Source organism: Chryseobacterium indologenes (assembly GCA_016025055.1).
In the GTDB taxonomy this organism is placed as follows: domain Bacteria; phylum Bacteroidota; class Bacteroidia; order Flavobacteriales; family Weeksellaceae; genus Chryseobacterium; species Chryseobacterium indologenes.
Genome location: CP065590.1, coordinates 3,881,160 through 3,902,277, shown reverse-complemented (window position 1 = coordinate 3,902,277; position 21,118 = coordinate 3,881,160). Strand labels below are relative to the sequence as shown.

Here is a 21,118-nt window from a genome sequence, read left to right as displayed (position 1 = left end):
CATGATAAATTCTATCTCGGAAAGCAATGTCCATGTTAAAAATCTACATATACAGACTGCAGTTATTGCAAATTCAACATTTCATCGTTTAGGTATAGTTTTAAGTTTAAAAGAAACTGAAGTGTATAAAGAAACTTTAGACTTTATGAATTTTACTAACTTTGAGAATTACATAAGAAAAACTGATTACAAACCCGACGTTGTCATTATTGATATTTACAAGCTGGGCATGTGCATCTATAAAATTATAAAAACTCTAAAAAAATCTTATGCAGAAATACGAATTCTTATTATGTCATCATGCACAAATACGCTGGGCATAACAAAAATGTTAGAGTACGGAGCCGATGGTTATATTACAGAAGATTCTTCAAAAGAAGACTTAATAATAGCTTTGGACGAGTTACTAGAAACAGGCACATTTTTACCTAACAATATAAAGAATGCGGTACTCCTACATTATCGCAATGCAATTAAGAAAAATATATTTTTAACTGAGCGTGATCTTGAGTTTTTATCTTATAGTACACATGAACTTACACATAAAGAAATAGCAGAAAGAATGTACGTAAGTCCTAGAACTATAGACAAAATTGTTAAAGATCTTTTCTATAAGACTGGTCATAATAGTAGAACTGGTCTTGCTTTGTTCGCAGCCTCTATAGGCTTGTTTCAAGAAAATGACATGAATATTTAAAAATTGATTCATAAAATAAAAGAGGCTGTCCAAAGGTGGACTGCCTCTTTTTCTCTTTTACTTTTTTTATGCTTTAAAAACTTTTAGATATCAATGGTAAAAGATGAGGAAGTACTAGTACAAGCGTTTGAACTTGTTGAGGTACACACGGTGATTTCCAATCCAACTTCAAAAAGACTAGCCCGTAATTCAACTGCTCTATTAAACTTCTGAGTTAATGAAGTTTCTTTTAATAGAGTTTGAACACCTCCTTCTGGATAAAGTGGGGATGCAAACTTATCATTTAAGAGATTGTCCAATATATAAGCGACCATAGCACGTTGATCATCAGATGGAACACTTGCAGCCATCGGTTTAATATTTGCTCCTTCAAAATGACTGATACTCATTTGTTTTGCGATTTGATCAGCATCTTCACTCTCTAATGCTTTTCTATCAACATTTGTCTCAACTACTCTACCTTCTTTACCCACTTCAAGCAATGCTATATCAGCAATATCAAGAGGGTCATGATTAATTGTTGCTATTGCAGCAGTATGATTTACACTATTACCAATATAATAGCTAATAATACTTGCTGCTACGTGTGATGGAGAAGTATTAAAATCAAATTCCGTAAACGTAGGAGTTACAATCATAGTATAAGAAGCATCAGGATGGTTAGGATTAACCCCAACAAAACCGATATTTCTATCATAATTAAAACCCAATTTTTTTTCAGCCAGATATTCCTTCAGCTTATTAAAAATAGGATTTTTTTCACTCTGTGTTTCAGTAATTCTTCTAGCTTCAGCATTACTGATAGTTTTGTAATTTGCCATAATATTAAGTTTTAAATTAAAATATAAATATAAAGCATTCAAATTTAGATAATTGAATATTTAAACATTAAAGAAAGTATAAATCACTAAAAAATGAACTAATTAGATTGTAGAATAAAATGTAAAAATCTGTAAATAAAAATGCAATCTTTGCGAAGTTTTTAATAGCTAGAATCTAAACCTTCTTTGAAACTAATATTATAATTTGGAATAAAATAAAATTAATGAAATGGGAATATATTATTTTAAGCCAGTTATTAATAATAAAATTAGCGAGGATTTGACTGATGAATCAAATTTATTGATCCAAGATTTTAGATTTTACGCAAACGGAAAAAATCTATTAGATGATATAATCGTATTATTACTCACCAAAGGACATCATATATCTAATATAACACGTTTAATTAATAGATTGCACGAAACAGGTAGTATAAAGGAATCTAATGAAAGTGAATTAAATTCATTTCAGAGTCAAGAACTTGAAACAATTATGCCACAATTGAAAGCACTAAGTACTTACAGTTATGACAAAAAAACTTTTTATACACCTTTTTCCAACTCCGCAGTAAAACATCAGAATCGTATAAAAAAAAGTAATACACTTCTTTTAGGATGTGAAGAATGGATAGAGGAATTGACTTCAAGACTCAAAATGATTGGAATTGAGTCGATATATCGATATATAACAAATTTCGAAAATGATAAAGAATGGGAAAATTTAAATGATCTAGCAAAAAATCTAGAACCAGACATTATTATTTATATACCAAAGTTTTTTTCCAAGGAAGATGCTTTAAGAATTAATGAAATATGTATAACCAATGGAATTAATTTTCTTCCTTACGAATTGAATTTTCCTGATGTTAGAATAGGACCTTTCTACATTCATAATGAAACATCTTGCTATAACTGTTATTTGTTAAGGAAAGCAGGTTCAAGAAATCCATTTGCACAATCCGAAATCAATCAAAATCAATCTGATTTTAAAAATTTCATGTTATTTCCAGGATTTGATTTCATTAGTCTGGAAATAATCAAATTTTATTCAGGTTTTCTTGATGTTATTTCTAAAAATAGAGTATGGAATTATAACCTTCATGAATGTAAAACACATACTGAGATTGCTTTTAAATTACCACGTTGTCCCCTATGTGGAACAAATCATATAAAACCTAAAACAAAACTCTGGGAATACTATGATTAAGAAAAATAAACTCTTCGATCTACACGACGCCAACAGCGGTTTGATAAATTATGTAAGTGAAATAGAGAATGAATTAAACCATCCTGAAATTTTTGTAGCAGCAGCCACATCATGTGATCTCAAAAAATATGGACTTCCAGTGTCTTATAAAATTAACGGTTCTGGTGCAGGCTTGACTCTGGACTCTGCAAGGATATCTGCAATAGGCGAAACTTTAGAACGTTATTGTCTCAGTATCATTAAGTCTGAGAATTTAATTTTGAATTCAAGCAGGGAGTTAAGAAAGAAGTCAATATTACACGTGAAACCTGAAAAATGGTCATTATTCAGCAAAGAGCAAGATATTGAACCATTCACAATATTTGATGATAATGCTAAAATTGTTTGGACACTTGCGGATAGCCTAACGGAAAAAGTAACCAAATACGTTCCAGCATCATTAGTTTATCTTCCATATTATTATCATTTTAAGGATTTAGGAGAACAAATGATAAGTCCATCGGTCTCGACTGGAGCAGCTTGTGCAACTACGAAAGAAGAAGCCTTACTAAAAGGAATTGCAGAACTTATTGAGAGAGATTCTTTTATGATTATGTGGAGAGGAAAAATACCATGTAAAAAGGTTGAAATAGATGAATTTTCTTCAATATTTGAGATTTTTAATAAGAAGTTTATTCGTCCTGGACTAGAATTTAATCTTTATCTAACTCAATTTGATTTTGAGATGCCCTCCTTTTTTGGTGTTTTGGTAGATCATCGAAAAGGATTTAAATCTCGTGTTGTAGGTGGAGCGGCACATCCAAATCCAGAAGTCGCAGCACTAAAAACACTTCTTGAGCTTGTACAAGGTTTGGTATGGAAGGATTACAAAGGAAATGTTGATTTTCCAATTATGGATAAATTTCAAAATATAGACTCATTTGAGTCACGTATGGAGCTTTATGCATATAATGATATGACAGAAGCCTTTACATTTCTACCTGTAAAGGAAAAAATTAAACTTAGTGAAATTCCAATAGCATATAACTATGATGCTTGTAACCTCCGTGAAACACTTGGACTACTAATCAAAGATTTTGATAAAAAGAATTATGAAATCCTTGCCGTTGATATGAATTCATTAGAAGCCGAATACTGCGATGTACACATAGTAAAAGTTCTTATACCTGCTCTAGAAGCAATGGACGGAGAACATAAGTATCAATATCTGGGAGGAGATAGATGGAAAAATATTCCTTTTGATACAGGTTATATTAATGAGAATGAAAAGATTAAACTTAATACTTATCCACATCCATACCCATAATAGTAAAAATATGACATACGAAGAAGATGATAATATGTTTTCATTGAGTGAGCTATATCATGAAAATTCAAAAATGCGTAATATAGACAGGGAATTTTATGCTTGGGTTAACCACGTAAATACTTCCCCTCAAATCAGAAAAATGATCTCAAATCCTAACTATAATTACAATGGTTATGATTCTATAAATTTAAATGATTATTTCTCTTTTAGGGATGAAGGGGATATATTATGTGATATAATAAAAAATAGAAGAAGCAACAGAAAGTTTATTGATAAATCAATAGATTTGTACAGCCTATCAAAAATTTTGAATTTTGCCAACGGTGTTACATTACAAACCAATGAATCCGATGGTTCTACGTGGAAATTGAGGTCAACACCCTCACCTGGAGGACTTTATCCTATTGAGATATATTGTATAATTAAAAATATAGATAATCTCGAACCTGGAATATATCTATATTCACCAATTATTAATAACCTTATTCAAATCGAAAAGAATAATAAAGATGTACTATTCGAAAGATTATGTAAGGCAATGTCTCCCATGAAACAAACATTAAAAAATAGTCCCGTAACTTTTCTCCTCTGCGCCAACATGCCAAGAATTAATTTTAAGTATAAAGAGAGAGCTTATCGATTTGCTTTGCTTGAAGTTGGACATATTGCTCAAAATATTCTTATTGGTACAGGTGCGGAAAATTTAGGATCTATTTGCATAGGTGGTTACATAGACAATGAACTCAATACATTAATAAATGCTGATGGCGTAAATAAGATTGTACATTATGCTGTTTCGATTGGTCATATACAAAAGGATTAATTTATTCCCTTAAATAATTCTAATAGAATTATTTGTTATTGAAGAAAGTTTTCTTAAATCTTGAAGTAAAGAGTTCGAACTTTGAACTTCTGGGTCTACAAACTTCCTTTTACATAAAAACGTTACAGAGATATAGCCCCAATTGCATCCAAAAAAATTATAAAAAACTCAATTACTTCCCTATGGACCGCGACATCCCATCAACCTCTACAATCGCATCAGCAAATGCTTTTGGTGCTTCCTGAGGTAGATTATGCCCAATTCCGCCGGTAAGTGTATGATGGGTATATTTACCGGTAAATTTTGAAGCGTAACTTTCAGGTGAAGGATATGCTGCCCCGTTTGCATCACCTTCCAAAGTAACTGCCGGAACTGAAATGGAGGGAGATTTTGCAAGCTTAGCTTCAAATATATCGTATTGCTTCTCCCCTTTCGCCAATCCCAAACGCCAGCGGTAATTGTGGATTACAATATCAATATGATCAGGATTATTAAATGCTTTTGAAGACCTTTCGTACGTTGCATCATCGAAAGTCCATTTGGGTGAAGCGGTTTTCCAGATCAGTTTATTAAAAGCTTCAGTATTGGCTTTATAGCCTTTATATCCCCTGTCAGTTGAAAAATAATACTGATACCACCATAAAAACTCGGCATTAGGAGACAGAGGCTTTTCGTTTGCCTGTGGACTTCCTATTAAATATCCGCTTACAGCCACCAGACCGGAGCAGCGTTCAGGCCACAATGCTGCAATAATATCAGCTGTTCTCGCTCCCCAGTCAAAGCCGCCGATGATTGCTTTATGTATTTTCAGAGCATCCATGAAAGCTATGATATCCAGTGCAACAACGCTTTGCTGGCCATTTCTTTTGTATTTTGAGAAACAAAGGTGGTGGTACCATATCCTCTTAAGTACGGAACCAAAACCCGGTATCCTTTTTCAGCAAGTATCGCAGAAGACTGTTCAAAACTGTGGATATCATAAGGCCATCCGTGGAGAAGGATAACTGGTTTTCCGTTTTTAGGACCTACTTCCGCATATCCTACATCCAGCAATCCGGCTCTGATTTTCTTCGTATTCGTGAATGCTGATGCGACATCTTCAGAAGTATAAGTCTGCGCTTTGAGAGACATCAGTCCCAGTCCCATAACAATAACGAAGGATAAGACAAATCGTATTTTTTTACTGAAATTCAATGGTGTATTCATAATTATTGATCTTTTATTAGGGTAAAATTATACCGAAACGGGTCTTTACAGAGGTCTAAATACTTTGAACAGGTCATATTGAAGGGTAAAAACTGATTTTCAGAGGCTGAACCGGACATCAGTGATCAAATTATAAACAAGAGAAGATTAAAAAACATATTGCCCCATTTTTTTTCGTCAAAATGAACGAAATTAAACTAGATTAATTTCTGTGAAACGGAGTCACCATATATTTGCTAAAGAATTAAGACAACAAAAAATTATCAAATAAATTAATCATAAACATTAAAAAAATTAAACAATGAGCACATTAAAATTAAAAGACGGAACTGAGATTTTTTACAAAGACCAAGGAGAAGGACCCGTATTGATGTTTCACCACGGATGGCCTCTATCATCAGACGATTGGGATGCACAGGTCATTTTCTTTCTTCAAAGAGGATATAGAGTAATTTCTCACGACAGAAGAGGTCATGGTCGTTCAAGCCAGAACATCTATAATCATACAATTGAGCAATATGCTTCTGATGCTGCAGAACTGGTAGAATACCTTGATTTGAAAGACGTTGTTCACATCGGCCATTCTACGGGAGGTGGTGAAGTGATCCGATATGTGAATAAATATGCCAACGGAAGAGCAAAAAAAGCTGTATTAATCAGTGCAGTTCCTCCGGTAATGGTAAAAAGTGAGACTAATCCTGACGGTGTTCCTATGGAAGTTTTCGACAACATCAGAGAACAGACCCTGAATAACAGAAATCAGTTTTATTTTGACTTAACTTTCCCTTTCTACGGATATAACAGAGAAGGTGCTGATGTAAAAGAAGGAATCCAGAGAAATTGGTGGAGACAGGGATTGATGGGAGGAATTGTTGCTCACTATGATGGAATCAAAGCTTTTTCAGAAACTAATTTTACAGAAGATCTGAAGGCTGTGGATATTCCGGTTCTGGTACTTCATGGTGAAGATGATCAGATTGTTCCGATCGAAAATTCTGCCATAAAATCTGCCAAATTATTGAAAAACGGAAAGTTGATTACCTATCCAGGTTTTCCTCACGGAATGCCTACGACTGAACATCAGACCATCAATAAGGATCTACTGGAGTTTATCCAATCCTAAAAAGCTTCTTACATCCTAAAAAAGGTGAATCATTCCGATTCACCTTTTTCTTTAATAAGAGAATCCTGGTTGAAAGCTTAATTTTATCCATTCAGTAGTCATACTGCATTATTATTGAGGAAAAAAATACATATCAGGGTATTATCTCTTTTAGTATCGGTAAAAGTTCAATATATTTGTTAAGAAGTTAGAATACCTTTAAAAAATTAATCAACCACTTCATGAAGATAAAATTTGGATATTTCGCTTTATTGGCCCTGTTCCCTTTACAGGTATATAGTCAGCAAAACCTGTCAGCTGATGAATTATTTACGAAAGCCCGAACCGAAGCTTTTGACAATAAAGACTATCCTGCCTCTATTTCACTGGCCAAACAGGCACTTGAAAAAGCTCCCAACTATACTGATATTTCCATTTTCTTAGGAAGAATTTATACGTGGAACAAGGATCTTGATTCTGCCCGAGCTATCTTTGATGAACTGGGAAAAAGAGAGGTTAAAGATGAAGATTATTTTATCTCCTACGCCTCTCTGGAATATTGGAATGATCAATATGCCAAATCTCTGGAGATCCTGGATAAAGGAATCTCTTATCACCCTCAATCTGAAGCACTATGGCTTCTAAAAGCAAAAGTATATAATGCAGACAAGCAATATGCCGAATCTGAAAAAGCGATTAAAGCCGTTTTAGCTATTAATCCTAAAAATACCGAAGCCACGAGCCTTGCTGTAAGAATCAGCGAAGTAGCCTCTAAAAATGCAGTAAGCATCACCTATAATTATTCCCACTTTGACAAACAATTTGATAATGACTGGCATATTGTAGGGGTAAGCTATAAAAGGGTAACTCCTATCGGCTCGGTCATTTTAAGAGGAAATTATGCTAATAAATTTGCCCAAAGTGGTACCCAGATTGAGCTGGAAGCCTATCCGAGACTGTCCAAAATGTTCTATTTGTATGTAGGCGGAGGGTATTCCAATGATGTGGGATTGTTTCCGAAATACCGTACGGGAGTTTCATTAAACGCTAATCTCCCTCATAGTTTTGAGGCGGAATTAGGATACAGGCAACTTTATTTCAGCGATAACATCTGGATGTACACAGCTTCAGTAGGAAAATATTACAAAAATTTCTGGTTCAATCTTCGTACCTATATCACTCCGGATCATCACAATATCTCCCATTCCTATACCGCAACGGTAAGATATTATACTAAAAGTGCCCAGGATTATTTCGCATTCCAGATCGGAACGGGAATCAGCCCGGAAGAAAACCGTAATAATCTTTTGGAGAATGATACCTACAAGCTTAAAACATTTAAAATCGGGGCTGAATATAATTTTGCCCTAAAATCCAATCTTTTTTCCGTAGGAACGATGTATTACAATCAGGAATACCTGCCGAATACAAAGGGAAGCCAGTTTGATATTACTTTAGGCTATACGAGAAGATTTTAAGATTTTATTTTGATATACTTTTTTTCTTGAAGTTAACCATTACTGAATCCGGCATTAATTTTTTAGAAGCATAAAAACTTGAGTTCATACTTTTAAACTGATTAAAACTTTGATTGATTGTTTTCAAGGCTGCGGCATCCTGATAAGGTTCAGATCCTTTCTCATTGATCATCAGCAGCTGACCATCATGAATGTAGTGTTTTCCAAAAACAAAATCCACCATCATGTCTTTACTCTGCATGATCGGAACACCGGTTTTTATCGGTTCTGAGTCCGGAGAAAAACCTTTTCCCACCCATGTGACCGTGGCAGGAGTATGGAGCTTATAGTTATTTCTGTAATAAGCCAATATCGAAGGGGCCACATCAAAATGGCTTGCCGTTTTCTGGAAACGTTTCGGTTCTTTCAGCAAGGGTGAATAAATAATCAATGGGACATGGAACCTGTCAATATTTGACTGCAAAGTGATTTCCGGCATACTGTGGTCACCGGTAATCATAAAAATCGTATGAGCAAAATCAGGACGCTTGCGGTATTTGTCAAAGAATTTCTTTAAAGCATCATCGGCATTAACAACAGAAATCAACTGATCTTTAAATTCTCCCGCCCACTTTTTCTGATCCTGAGACAACAGACCTGACTGCATCTTCTGGTTGTAGATCTTTTCATAATAATCCCTGTTATTGATCAGAAAAGGATTATGCGTTGAAAGGGTAAGAATCATATTAAAATAAGGATTCTTCTGTGGTTTCTGAGTTTCAAGCATTTTGCTGAAAACCGCCTGGTCTTCATATCCCCAGCTTTCGCCTCCATTGTTAGCAGGAAGCTTTTGATACGGACCCGCAAATGACGACTGATCCACAATATGATCTGCCTTACTGTACTCCAGGAATTCTCTGTATCGGTCAAATGACACATTTCCTCCATAATAAAAGCCTGTCCCGAATCCGTTTGCTTTCAGAATATTAAACAGGTTAAAATTTTCTGGGGTCTGTCCTATTTCAAGGAATCCGTTTCTCCCGAAAGGCAACGAACCCGTTAACGAGGGTAAGGCACCGAATGTTCTTCCTGCCGAACTGAGACTATTTTCCCAGTATAAGCTTTTTTGAGATAAAGAATCCAGGAAGGGAGTAAAATTCCCAACATATCCTTTCGGTGAAGTATATGCATGTCCGAATCCTTCCAGTACCACAAAAACCAGATTGGGCGTTTCTGATGAACGGTTAAAATAAGGTCCCAGGAAATCCGGAGTTGTTTCTTTTCTCCAGAAAGGAAATGCCTTGTTCAAAGTCCCGGAATTAGCGGTAAAACTTTCTGAATCTTCCAGTAAATCGGCAATTTCAGGATGATCATTGACAAAATTTTCTTCATTGGATATCAAGAAGTATTCCCACTTACTTTTTGCTGCAGTCTGGCTAAAAGTATTGGCTTTGTTTAGTTCTTTAGACTCTAAAAGGTTATCGGGAATAAAAAATGCAGTAAAGCCAAGACCAAAGAATACAGCTCCTGCATAGATGGATTTAAAAGCCGACTTCCCTGCGATCCATAGGGGGTATGATCGTAGCTGCAAGAAGGATTCCCAATAATGCAAAGTTTTTGAAACTCAACATTCCGCTGGCCTTCAAAATCTGCTGTATTTCATCTTTACTGTAATATAAAAAATCTGCCCCCAGCGTATTCTGAGTTTCCCAAAAATATAAAAACAGGATATATTGCATGATTACCACAAAAGACAACAGGATGAGCGCTACCGTCTTTGCCCAGCTTTCCCTGATACAATTAATAATAAGGTAAACAATCCCCAGTCCAAATATCAGTTTGAAGGCAAATAATATATTTCTCAGAAAAAGGTCTCCAACAATTATATTGGTGTTCAGACCGGGAAAAGTATAGCGATACCAAAGCCATTCGACACCAACCCCTGCAAAAAATAATAAAAGGAACACCATGGAAAACATACCCCATTTTTTAAGTCCGTTTTGGAGGATTGCGGAAATCCTTTGTTTAAAAGGTAAATTCTGGGTGGTCTGATTGAAGCCCTGTCGCTTCATGTCTCCCCATCCATGTGATTTTTTAAAGTAATCGATAAAACCATTTACGCCCGCTTTTACGACAATAGGATGGAAATAGAAAGGTTCTGAAAAAGCAGTTCCGATCAAAGTAAGAAAGTCTTTCCTTTTGGTATATACCTGATAGCTCACGAGATCTACCAATATCCCATACATTGAATACAGAAACCCCATCGAAACCACCAGTGCAAAAAGAATCACAAAAAATGGCCAGTTGATGATTCCTAATAAAAGAAAGACAATAAATATGATATACCCTAAAAATTCTACCAACGGGCCTAGGAATTCAAAGAAGAACCAATAAGGAAGACTTACCATTCCCAGTTTTCCATACTTTGGATTGAACATAAGTTTACGATGTTTCCATAACGTTTCCATGGTTCCGCGCATCCATCTGTTTCTTTGCTTCCGGAGGATATCTTTGGATTCCGGAACTTCCGTCCAGCATAAAGGATCAGGAATTGTGCAGACCTCATAGGGCTCTTTCTTTTCTTCCATGTACTTTCGCATGCGTACGACAAGCTCCATATCCTCTCCTACTGTAGTCCGGTCATATCCGCCGCATTCAAGTACAATTTTCCGGTCAAAAACACCAAAGGCACCGGAAATCAAAATCAATCCTGAAGCTCTAGACCAGGCCATTCTTCCCAGAACAAAAGCTCTTATATATTCCAAAGCCTGTGTTTTCCCAAGTAAAGTTCTGGGCATATTGACACTGACCACCTTACCGTCTTCAATGACACAATTGTTGGCAAGACGAATGACTCCGCCACAAGCTATGATCTTCTTATCGGTTTGCTGTAAAAAAGGTTTAGCCAGCTTCAGGACAGCGTCCTGTTCCAGGATACAATCAACATCAATGCAGACCAGATAATCTCCTGAGGAAACATTGATACCCACATTCAGAGCATCAGCCTTCCCTCCATTTTCTTTATCAACGATAATAAGTTTTTTAAAAGCAGGATTTTTACTTTTATAAATACCTCTGATGGCATTGGTTTCAATTTTTCCCTGAACGAAAAAAGAAACACATTCCAATTCGTAGGCATCAACTAATTTTTGTAACGAATCATCCTTACTTCCGTCATTGACGATAATAATTTCAAGATTATGATAATACAGGGACAACAGCGACCTTACATTTTCCACAATAGTCATTCCCTCGTTATATGCAGGAGCGATAAGACTGAAGACAGGCGCATTGGGATTGGCCGCGATAATATTATAATCGGTAAATGTATTTTCTTTTTTATAACGAAGCACTGCACCCAGCGCATATATTCCTATCCAGCCATAGATGATGGCTACAGAAGTTCCATACAGCAAAAACAGCCATATGACGATTTCATAAACGATATGTGAAAATTCTAACATATTTTTTCCCGAAGTGCGTATTTTATAATATGAATTAATTCTTCAGAGGATGTTTCATCGTGCATCAACTGTTCCAGATAATCCCGGTTACCCAACACAAAAAGGGTTTCCGCGGCATACACCTTAATTCCGGAAACAGTACTTTCCGAAAGCTCTTTTTTAATAAACCCGTACTATCTCTATCTTTTGAGATTTTCATGGTACGAAGGATCTCAAGCTGAACTTCAACCGGCTGATGGGGATACATTTCTATCAAAGAGGCAATAGTTGACGAATTTTCCAGCGACAGAAGCGTTTGTACGGCCTGTACCCTTATCTCAACCGAAGGATGTTCCATCAGACTTATAACTGAAGGATAAAAAGAAAGCAGCTGAAATTTCCTCAATAGCTTAAGAGTAAAAATAATCACAGAATCATTCGTACTTGTCAACCATGCTTCAATAGCTTCCCCAGAATTGTCAGGTACGCTGGTGATGGAAAGGAGGAGCCGTAGCTGCTGCCATTCTGAAATGATTCCCCGGGTTGTATTCAAAAAACCAAGTCCTTCAAAGCCTTTCAAACTTACCATTGCGTATTGAGCTTCCTGATAAACCTGTTCGGAAGGATGTGCTACCAGGGAAGCAATTTTGGAAAGCGATTCTTTTGAATCCATTACCGTAAGCTCCTGTATACCTCCTGCAATCAGGTGTGGCTTTTTCTGATCCAGTTTTTTGACCGCTTCATGATGAAGGTCATACTGCCTGAACATATCTCTTATTCTGTTTTTTGCTGTTCCTGAAAATTTCTTTTCGGAATCTACCAGCTGATGCAGAAAAAGATTTCTGAATGAAGGATTCTCCGAAAACTTACGGAAGCTCTGGTCAGAAGGTAGTTCATCCTCATCGTAGACAATGACCTCCGATATTTTTTGATTGATAATTTTCAGCCATCCGGATGCTCTCACCGACTGTTTATATTGAAAAAAACCATATAAAAGCACCAATATGATCAGCACTACTACCAATGATAAAAGGGCGAGAAATATCAGAAAAAGAAAATGTATGGAGGTCGTTAAAAACATATCAATCTTATTTGGGAATAAAACGCTTGATTCTTAACATCAGTTCGTTGGGACTGAATGGTTTCACGATAAAATCAGAAGCTCCCAAATCAAAGGCATTCAGCACTACATCTTCCTGCCCCATGCCTGAGAGCATGATCACGGGCACCTGTTTTCCCATAGCCTGTATGGCGGAAAGTATTTCAATTCCTGAGGCAAAAGGCATCATGATATCGGTGATCGCCAGATCTACATCCTTTTCTTTTAATGTTTCAATGGCTTCTTTTCCGTTGCGGGTAAGAATGACCTCATGTCCTTCTTTCAATAATTTGTGTTCAATCGTTTTTAGAATCAGTTCATCGTCTTCAGCGATCAGAATCAACATAGTTTTCGTTTTTTATTGTATTAATGTTTGTATCAGTTCCAGTCCTACGGATATTTCATGGAAGATCTCCTGTTTCATAGTGGAAAAATCCATATTCTGATGGGTCTTGCCTTCCCAATCGGCCACCATTGAGGCCAGTTTGATCAATCCGGCGGTTCCTGCGGTTCCTTTCAGTTTATGGAGTATTTTTTTCAGCTCATCAGCGTTCTTTTCCGAAGCAGCTGATTGTATATTTTTCTCCGCCTCATTCAGTTCGTTGATAACCAGATTTAAAAATACTCTTTTAAAATCCTCATCATCCCCTGTTTGTTCATTCAGAAGCGTGAGGTCAAGGTAATTTTCGGTTTTTATATTATTTTCGCTTTCTTTAGGATGATTGGAAAGATGCTTCTTCAACATTTCCATAAGGTCAGCCTGGCGTAATGGTTTGGGAAGGAAATCACTCATCCCGGATTCCAGGCATTTTTCTTTTTCACCCAATATCGTTCCTGCCGATACCCCTATAATAGGAATATTTTCATATCCCGGTAACAGGCGGATCTGCCGGGTAGCTTCTATACCATCCATTACCGGCATCTGTACATCCATCAGAATCAGGGAAAATTCCCTTATTTTGCAATGTTCTAAAGCTTCCAGACCGTTGACGGCTTCTGTGAGATGTACCTCAGCAATAAGGGATTTCATCAATTTATGATTAAGCACCATATTGACGGGGTTGTCATCAACCAGTAAGACCTGAAGGTCAGCTACAGATAAAGCAGGTTTTTCTTCTTGTGGAATAATAACCGGTATTGCTTTATCATTATCTTCCACTGCCTTTTGAAGGGTTCTGTATAATTCTTCAGATTTAATAGGCTTTAACAGGAAATGCGAATTTTTCTCCTGACGGAAAGAATTGAGAACATCATGCTCTTCCGAAGACGTATGAAGGATGACCAGCGGCGAAGTCTCATTCTGCTGATTGAATAAATCCTTGATTTTTTCTATCGTTTCCAGACCGGAGATCACCGGCATATGGTAATCCATTAAAATCACATCAAAACGCTCGCCTGCAAGCAGAATCCGCAGAGCTTCCATTCCGTTGGCCGCTAGTGTTGATTCGATATTTTTATAGGCCAGCATGTGTTTAAGAATAGTTCTGTTGGCTTCATTATCATCAACGATCAGAACTTTTTGTATTTTCAGTTCTACATCATCATTGCTCTCAGACATTTCATATGGGAGCTCTACATCAAAGAAAAACATCGATCCTTTCTGTGGAGCGCTGTTCAGCTGAAGATGGGTTCCCATGTATCCTAAAATATTGTTTGAGATGGTAAGTCCAAGTCCTGTTCCTCCGTATCGTTTGCTAATGGAGCTGTTTTCCTGAGTGAATGCATCAAAAATATGCTGTTGCTTTTCTTCCGGAATTCCGATCCCCGTGTCACGGACTGAGAAACGTAGAGAGATCGTTTTATCATTCATGTGAAGCTTTTCTACCTTCAGCTCTATTTCTCCCTGCTCTGTAAATTTCACGGCATTTCCAAGAAGGTTAATCAGAATCTGTTTTAACCTGGACTCATCCATCCACATTGTTTTTGGCAGCCCCTGTTCAATATTCAGAAGCAGCTCAATGTTTTTTTTCTGGGATTGATAAAGAACCACGTTAATGACCTGACTGACGACTTCATATACGTTAGATTTTTCAATAAGGAGTTCCATTTTGCCGGATTCTATTTTTGAAAAATCAAGGATATCATTGATAATGGTGAGCAGATTCTCCCCGGACTCATTGATATAATTAAGATACTGCGTCTGCACTTCATTCAATGGTGTCTTCAGTAAAAGATCCGAAAATCCTATCACACCATTCAGTGGGGTACGGATTTCGTGGCTCATATTAGCCAGGAAATCAGATTTTGCCTTACTGGCCATATCAGCCATTTTCTTGGCCTGCTTAAGCTCGTCATTGGTTTTTACCGTCTGGGTGATGTTCTGAACCGATACAATAATTCCTCCGATAATTCCATCGGAAAGATACCATGGGCTTACTTCAATATTATAGTGCTCGAATCCTTTTTCCGTTTCCAGAGTAAAATCTTCATTTTTATAGGCGTTACCTCTAAGGGCATTAAAATATATTTCTTTTCGTTCTTTCGGAACATTGGGTGAAATTTCAAAAATATGTTTTCCTATCAGTTCCAGATGATTCATTGCAAATTCATCCTTCCAGCTGGTGCTTGCGGATAAATAGTTCAGGTCTCTGTCAAACATTGCGACTGCCACAGGAACATATGTCACGAAAGACTGCATCATCGCTTCTTTTCTTTCAAGTTCAAGATAGATGTTCTTAAAGGCATCAATATCCTGAATAATCCCGAATACCCTGTTGCATACCCCTTCTTCAAATTCCGGAATTCCTTTTACCCTTACCCAGATGGTAACACCGTCATGACGTACCAGCTGAAACTCCTCATCATACGGAATCCCTTCTGAAACAGCTCTGTTGAATAAATACTCTACTTTTACGCGGTCTTCATCTTTATAAAAACCCAGCGCATTATTGAAATCCGGCTGAAATTCGGGATCTATTTGATGTATTTCTTTCGTTGTTCGTGACCAGAATACGGAATTATTCTTAAGATTAACCTCCCATCCTCCTACCTGAGCCACATCACTGGTCTGCTCAAGCATTTTCTTGGCATACAGAAGATCTCTTTCCAGTGTCATTCTTTCTGTAACATTCAGGGCGGTACTTACCACGTAAGGCTTACCGTCTTTATTGATTTCCACAAGATTGTGGTACATCCAGATCAGCTCCTCTCCTTCCTTAGTTTTCAGAATCATGGTTCCGAAATCTTCTTCATTTTCATTGATCCGCTTGAGGTAATTTTCCAGCAAAGGCCAGTTCTTCTCGGGAACCAGATCTTTTAAATTCAGCCTTCTTACCTCTTCGGCAGAATAATGTAAGGTTTCTCTTCCTTTTTCATTAACCTCTAGAATATTACCTTCCATATCATGCATGCTCATTAAGCCGATTGCATTCTCGAAGAAACTTCTAAAGCGGCGTTCAGAGCTTTCCAACTGCAGTTTTTCCTCAATATGCTGGGTAATATTGATCCCGAAACAGATAATTTCAGATTGTCCCTGATTTCTTTTGATATACCATTCAATGATGGTAGTATTCATCCCGCTGATCCTGTTTGAGGTAGTGAAAAACAGTTCTTCATCGGTTTGAAGAGCATTTTCTATATTGACTTTCAATTCAGGGTTTTGTTCCCCCAAAAGGGTTAAAAAATTCAGATCAGCAGCATGGCTACGGTCTATTCTGAAAGCTTTTTCAAAAGCCGAATTTACATCTTTGAAGGTGAAGTCGTTATCTAAAACGCAGATCAGGTTATTGGAAATATCAAAAATCTGTTGAAAATATTCTGCCTGGATATTTTTTCTCCTCCCCCATCAACATCTTGGTTACGGCTACCGCTAACTTTTCAAGAGTAGTGATTTGTTCTTCCGATAAAGATTTTGGAACATAATCGAACATACATATGGTTCCCAATGCAAATCCCTCATCATCAAGTAATGGAATACCTGCGTAAAAACGAATTCCCCGGCTATAATCAAAGGATTATTACATGATCTTTCATCCAGCATCGTATCGTTGATGACCACTACCTGTCCGCTGGCAATAGAATACTGACAAAGTGTATTCTGACGATCTACCGTCTCTAAAGAAATACCTACACAGCTTTGTATCACCTGAGTCTGGCTTTCCATAATGGCAATAAGTGCGTTGGCACATCCTGAAACCAAACAGGCAGTTTCTGCAAAAACATCTAATTGGGGCTCCCTGGGAAGACTCAAAAGATCAAACAGTTCCAGTCTTTTAATTCTTTCTTTTTCATTCTCAGGAACCGGATGATTATTCATATTATCAACAATAATTAATTATTAGGTTAAATATACTTAGAAAATTGATATTATAAGTGTTTTTTATAAATATTTAATCCTATATCACCCTATTGAGATTATTTAAAATCCTGCCTTTTTCCTATTCTTCTGATTCTGTTCGTCTTCTGATCTTTCCGGTTGACCATCCGTAATGTCTGATTCACGATGAAATATGACTATCTGAGCTGGTTCTCCGTTTCCATAGGCTCTTTGACGATATAATTTTGTCCTGTCAAAAAGAAAACAGTTATTAAAATCTAATACAACAAAAAAACAATGAAAACAACAATTTCCACGCTGATGTTAGCAGCAGCATTTACAGTAAATATTCCTGTCATAACGCAGGCACAAAGCCTGAAAACTAAAATTGCTACAGCAGAATCTGATACCGGTATCCGCCCTTTTCATATCAATATTCCGCAATCCCAGCTGGAAGATCTTAAAAAACGTATCGCAGAAGCCCGTTTTCCGGATCAGGAAACGGTGAAAGATGCTTCCCAGGGAATCCAGCTAGCTCAGTTAAAGGAACTGGTCAATTATTGGGGAAATGGCTATGACTGGCGGAAAGTAGAGAATAAACTGAATGCTCTTCCTCAGTTTGTTACAAAAATTGACGGGATTGATATTCAGTTTATTCATGTCCGCTCAAAAGAATCCAACGCATTACCGGTAATTCTTACGCACGGCTGGCCGGGTTCTCCTCTGGAATTTATCAATACCATAGAGTCACTGACAGATCCTGTAAAGTACGGAGGTAAAGCAAGTGATGCTTTTGATGTGGTGATACCGGCTATTCCCGGATATGGTTTTTCAGAAATTCCTACTGAGGTGGGCTGGAATCCTGACCGTGTGGCTCGTGCCTGGGATGTACTGATGAAGAGACTTGGATATAAGAAATATGTGTCTGAGGGTGGTGATCATGGTTCTGTAATATCTGATGCTTTAGCTAAACAAGCTCCTTCAGGACTTCTCGGGATTCATCTTACCATGCCGGCAACTATTCCGTCTGAACTGGTAAAGCCTATTAATGCGGGAGATCCTGCGCCCTCAGGTCTTTCTGCTTCGGAGGCTGAGGCTTACCATGCGATGAGTACATTTTTCGGAAGAAATGCTGCCTATGGAGGGATGATGGTGACACGTCCGCAGACAACAGGTTATTTGCTTTCTGATTCTCCGACAGCGTTAGCAGCATTCCTGTACGAGAAAATAGCAGAATGGAGTGAAAGTGATCTCCATCCTGAACATGTAATAGGCCGCGATGCAATTCTGGATGACATTACCCTGTACTGGCTTACGAACACAGGAGCTTCCTCTTCCCGTTTCTATTGGGAAAATAATAAAAATAATTTCAGCGCCGAAGCTCAGAAGACCAAAGACATTAAAGTACCGGTTGCCATTTCTGTATTTCCTCACGAAATCTATCAGGCTCCCGAATCATGGTCGAAACAGGCATATCCTACCCTCTATTATTATCATAAAGCTTCTAAAGGAGGTCATTTTGCTGCATGGGAACAACCACAGATCTTTACCGAAGAACTGAGAGCCGCCTTCAAATCACTAAGATAAAATATTCAAAAAAAATATAGTTTCATCTCAATACTTAAAAATATGGAATTCAGCACAATTCAACAGGTAGAACATACAGAAGTCGTAAAAATCAGCAATGTTTTGTACACGGGTATTGTTCACGTAACAGGCGGGCGCAACGGAGCTGCTCAAAGCAATGACGGTAAACTTGATATTTCACTGACGCCTCCGGGTGCTAAAGGAAACGGGACAAATCCGGAACAATTATTAGCGGCAGGCTGGTCTGCCTGTTTTATAGGAGCAATGCAATTCAATGCAGCCAAGCTGGGAATTTCTCTTCCTCAGAATGTTTCAGCAGATACTTCTATAGATCTGGCTACCAACGAAGATGGTTTTTTCCTGCAGGCGAAGCTGCAGATCAATCTGCCCGGACTTGCAACAGATGACGCCAGAAAAATAGTGGAAATGGCACACCAGACCTGCCCCTACTCCAAGGCGACCCGTGGCAATATCAATATGCAGATTAGCGTGTCAGTGTAAATTTTTAGCATCATATTAATTCAGCTAATCCTTCATTTCCATTTTAGAAATGAAGGATTATTTATATTTAAGGTAATACAAAAGAACAACAAGCTTTCTCTTGTATAAAATAGCCGGCACCTTTACCTTTGCATGAACGAATCTATGCATTCTTTTTATGAAATTTTTTCTCCTGATAGCCATCAATACTTCCATACTCACATTTTCACAGGTGGGAATCCATACAGATCATCCGAAAGCCAGCCTTCATGTGGGTTCTTCTGCAAATTCCGGTGTTAAAGGTATTATTATTCCCAGTATTACTTCAGCTGAAGCTTTTAATATGGCCCTGACTGATGAGCAGAACACTATGTTGGTTTATATTAAGGATGGAAATAAAAATACCTCATCAGAGAAGATGAAGTATGTATATTATCCCGGATATTATTATTGGAATCAGGGTTTTTGGATGCCATTAGGATCAGCACTGGTACAGACAAAAGGATCGGTTCAGAATGACGAGTATTCTTCAGCTTTCCGTTTATTTAAAAACATCAACAGCTCCAATTTTGGTCCCCTGGGGTCGAATGCGGTAGATCTGTCCTATGCTTATACGTCTACTAACAGGGGAGCAACAGGAATTAGCAGTTTTGCTAGCGGAATTATGAATACTTCTTCCGGGGAAAGATCAGCTGTTTTCGGAGGTTTCAATACAGCATCAGGAAGTAATTCCATGTCATGGGGAGGCAACCTCGTCAGCCAGATCGGGAATACAGCTTCCGGCAGTAATTCTACAGCCTGGGGTCTACAGACAGTAGCAAGCGGTATACTTTCAACAGCTTTCGGAAATAAGACAAGAGCATATAGCGGCTACGAAACGGCCTTGGGAGCATACACTACTTTTTATACTCCTGTTCCTGAAACCTATAATAATCAGTTTACAGAAGCTTATCAGAACACCAACCGGTTGTTGATTGTAGGAAACGGCCTTAGTGGCGCAAACAATGATGCATTTACCATATTAAAAAACGGAAAAGTCGGGGTCGGTATCAATAATTTTGAAACAACAGCCAGTGATTCAAAAGTACAGGTCAAAGGTTCTATTAAGATCAATGCGGAAAGTCCGACATTGGAAACCAATACCTGCAATGCCAATAATCTTGGGAAAATCATTTTTGTGGAAGATAATTTTTATGGCTGTAAATCTACGGGGTGGATACTTTTACATTCATAGTATTTAATGATAACCCTTGTTAATAAAGATAATAAGATTGTATCTTTACCCTCTGAAATTCCTAATCACAGAAGGAAGCGAATATTTTTTTAAAGTCTGTTTGTCTTAAAAACAAAATATAATGGAAGAATTTGAAATACCTGTAAAGTATAAAGGAAAAGAGCTTGTTTTCAAAGGGCGACTGGCCACATTCACTTATGGCTACAAACTTTATGTTGATATAGATGGCAATGAAGTTGCATTTGAACGCGATGATGAAGGTAATTTGAGAGCTCTTGTACAGGAAAATTCTTCAAATTCTCCTGTGGATAAAGAACTGTTACAATCCATTATTGAAGTATTCCAGGGTCGTTAAGGATAAATAATTCTACCTTCAATATGGGAAAAAATGATTTTCA

13 protein-coding genes and 3 pseudogenes are annotated in these 21,118 nt (G+C 37.3%); 10 read left to right on the top strand and 6 right to left on the bottom strand.

Features of this window, described 5'->3' with window-relative positions; translation table 11 throughout:
- Position 1: 1 nt before the first annotated feature.
- Positions 2-697 (top strand): response regulator transcription factor, encoded by a 696-nt coding sequence (locus H3Z85_17920; GenBank protein QPQ51187.1) that lies wholly within the window; start codon positions 2-4, stop codon positions 695-697.
- A gap of 83 nt (positions 698-780) precedes the next feature.
- On the opposite strand, the gene H3Z85_17915 is transcribed toward H3Z85_17920, so the two are convergent.
- Positions 781-1,518: a hypothetical protein gene (locus H3Z85_17915; GenBank protein QPQ51186.1), complete on the bottom strand. Its 738-nt coding sequence runs from the start codon at positions 1,516-1,518 to the stop codon at positions 781-783.
- A gap of 229 nt (positions 1,519-1,747) precedes the next feature.
- On the opposite strand from H3Z85_17915, the gene H3Z85_17910 reads away from it, so the two are divergent.
- Genes H3Z85_17910 through H3Z85_17900 form a run of 3 tightly spaced genes read left to right on the top strand, consistent with a single transcriptional unit; the run spans position 1,748 to position 4,857 of the window.
- The gene (locus tag H3Z85_17910) at positions 1,748-2,725 is read left to right on the top strand and encodes a hypothetical protein (GenBank protein QPQ51185.1); all 978 of its coding nucleotides are present in this window, start codon (positions 1,748-1,750) and stop codon (positions 2,723-2,725) included.
- Positions 2,718-4,031 carry a YcaO-like family protein gene (locus H3Z85_17905; protein ID QPQ51184.1) on the top strand — a complete coding sequence of 438 codons (1,314 nt, stop codon included), beginning with the start codon at positions 2,718-2,720 and terminating at the stop codon, positions 4,029-4,031. The genes H3Z85_17910 and H3Z85_17905 overlap by 8 nt, the downstream gene beginning before the upstream one ends.
- A 10-nt stretch (positions 4,032-4,041) precedes the next feature.
- Complete coding sequence (locus tag H3Z85_17900; GenBank protein QPQ51183.1) at positions 4,042-4,857, top strand: SagB/ThcOx family dehydrogenase; 816 nt, start codon at positions 4,042-4,044, stop codon at positions 4,855-4,857.
- 172 nt (positions 4,858-5,029) lie between these two features.
- Here H3Z85_17900 and H3Z85_17895 read toward each other — a convergent pair.
- Positions 5,030-6,063: pseudogene (locus tag H3Z85_17895) on the bottom strand (alpha/beta hydrolase).
- 301 nt (positions 6,064-6,364) lie between these two features.
- Between H3Z85_17895 and H3Z85_17890 the strand changes: the two are divergent.
- Entirely contained in the window at positions 6,365-7,186 is an 822-nt protein-coding gene (locus tag H3Z85_17890; protein QPQ51182.1) for an alpha/beta hydrolase, read from the top strand.
- Positions 7,187-7,407: 221 nt separating this feature from the next.
- Entirely contained in the window at positions 7,408-8,643 is a 1,236-nt protein-coding gene (yaiO, locus tag H3Z85_17885; GenBank protein QPQ51181.1) for a YaiO family outer membrane beta-barrel protein, read from the top strand.
- Positions 8,644-8,647: 4 nt separating this feature from the next.
- Here yaiO and H3Z85_17880 read toward each other — a convergent pair.
- The 4 genes and pseudogenes from H3Z85_17880 to H3Z85_17865 form a co-directional block, all read right to left on the bottom strand.
- A pseudogene (locus H3Z85_17880) lies at positions 8,648-12,086 on the bottom strand (sulfatase-like hydrolase/transferase).
- A 64-nt stretch (positions 12,087-12,150) separates the two neighbouring features.
- On the bottom strand, positions 12,151-13,146 hold the full coding sequence (locus H3Z85_17875; GenBank protein QPQ51180.1) for a HEAT repeat domain-containing protein: 996 nt from the start codon (positions 13,144-13,146) through the stop codon (positions 12,151-12,153).
- 7 nt (positions 13,147-13,153) lie between these two features.
- Positions 13,154-13,510, bottom strand: coding sequence for a response regulator (locus H3Z85_17870; GenBank protein QPQ51179.1), 357 nt, complete (start codon positions 13,508-13,510; stop codon positions 13,154-13,156).
- 12 nt (positions 13,511-13,522) lie between these two features.
- Positions 13,523-17,419: pseudogene (locus H3Z85_17865) on the bottom strand (response regulator).
- Between the two features lie 297 nt (positions 17,420-17,716).
- Here H3Z85_17865 and H3Z85_17860 point away from each other — a divergent pair.
- The 4 genes from H3Z85_17860 to H3Z85_17845 all read left to right on the top strand — a co-directional run bounded on the left by H3Z85_17860 (position 17,717) and on the right by H3Z85_17845 (position 21,075).
- Complete coding sequence (locus tag H3Z85_17860; GenBank protein QPQ51178.1) at positions 17,717-19,006, top strand: epoxide hydrolase; 1,290 nt, start codon at positions 17,717-17,719, stop codon at positions 19,004-19,006.
- A gap of 42 nt (positions 19,007-19,048) precedes the next feature.
- Positions 19,049-19,507, top strand: a complete 459-nt coding sequence (locus H3Z85_17855; protein ID QPQ51177.1) for an organic hydroperoxide resistance protein — start codon at positions 19,049-19,051, stop codon at positions 19,505-19,507.
- 157 nt (positions 19,508-19,664) lie between these two features.
- Positions 19,665-20,720, top strand: coding sequence for a hypothetical protein (locus H3Z85_17850; protein ID QPQ51176.1), 1,056 nt, complete (start codon positions 19,665-19,667; stop codon positions 20,718-20,720).
- A gap of 121 nt (positions 20,721-20,841) precedes the next feature.
- A complete protein-coding gene (locus H3Z85_17845) occupies positions 20,842-21,075 on the top strand; it encodes a hypothetical protein (GenBank protein QPQ51175.1) in 234 nt (77 codons plus the stop codon).
- The last annotated feature ends 43 nt before the right edge of the window (positions 21,076-21,118 follow it).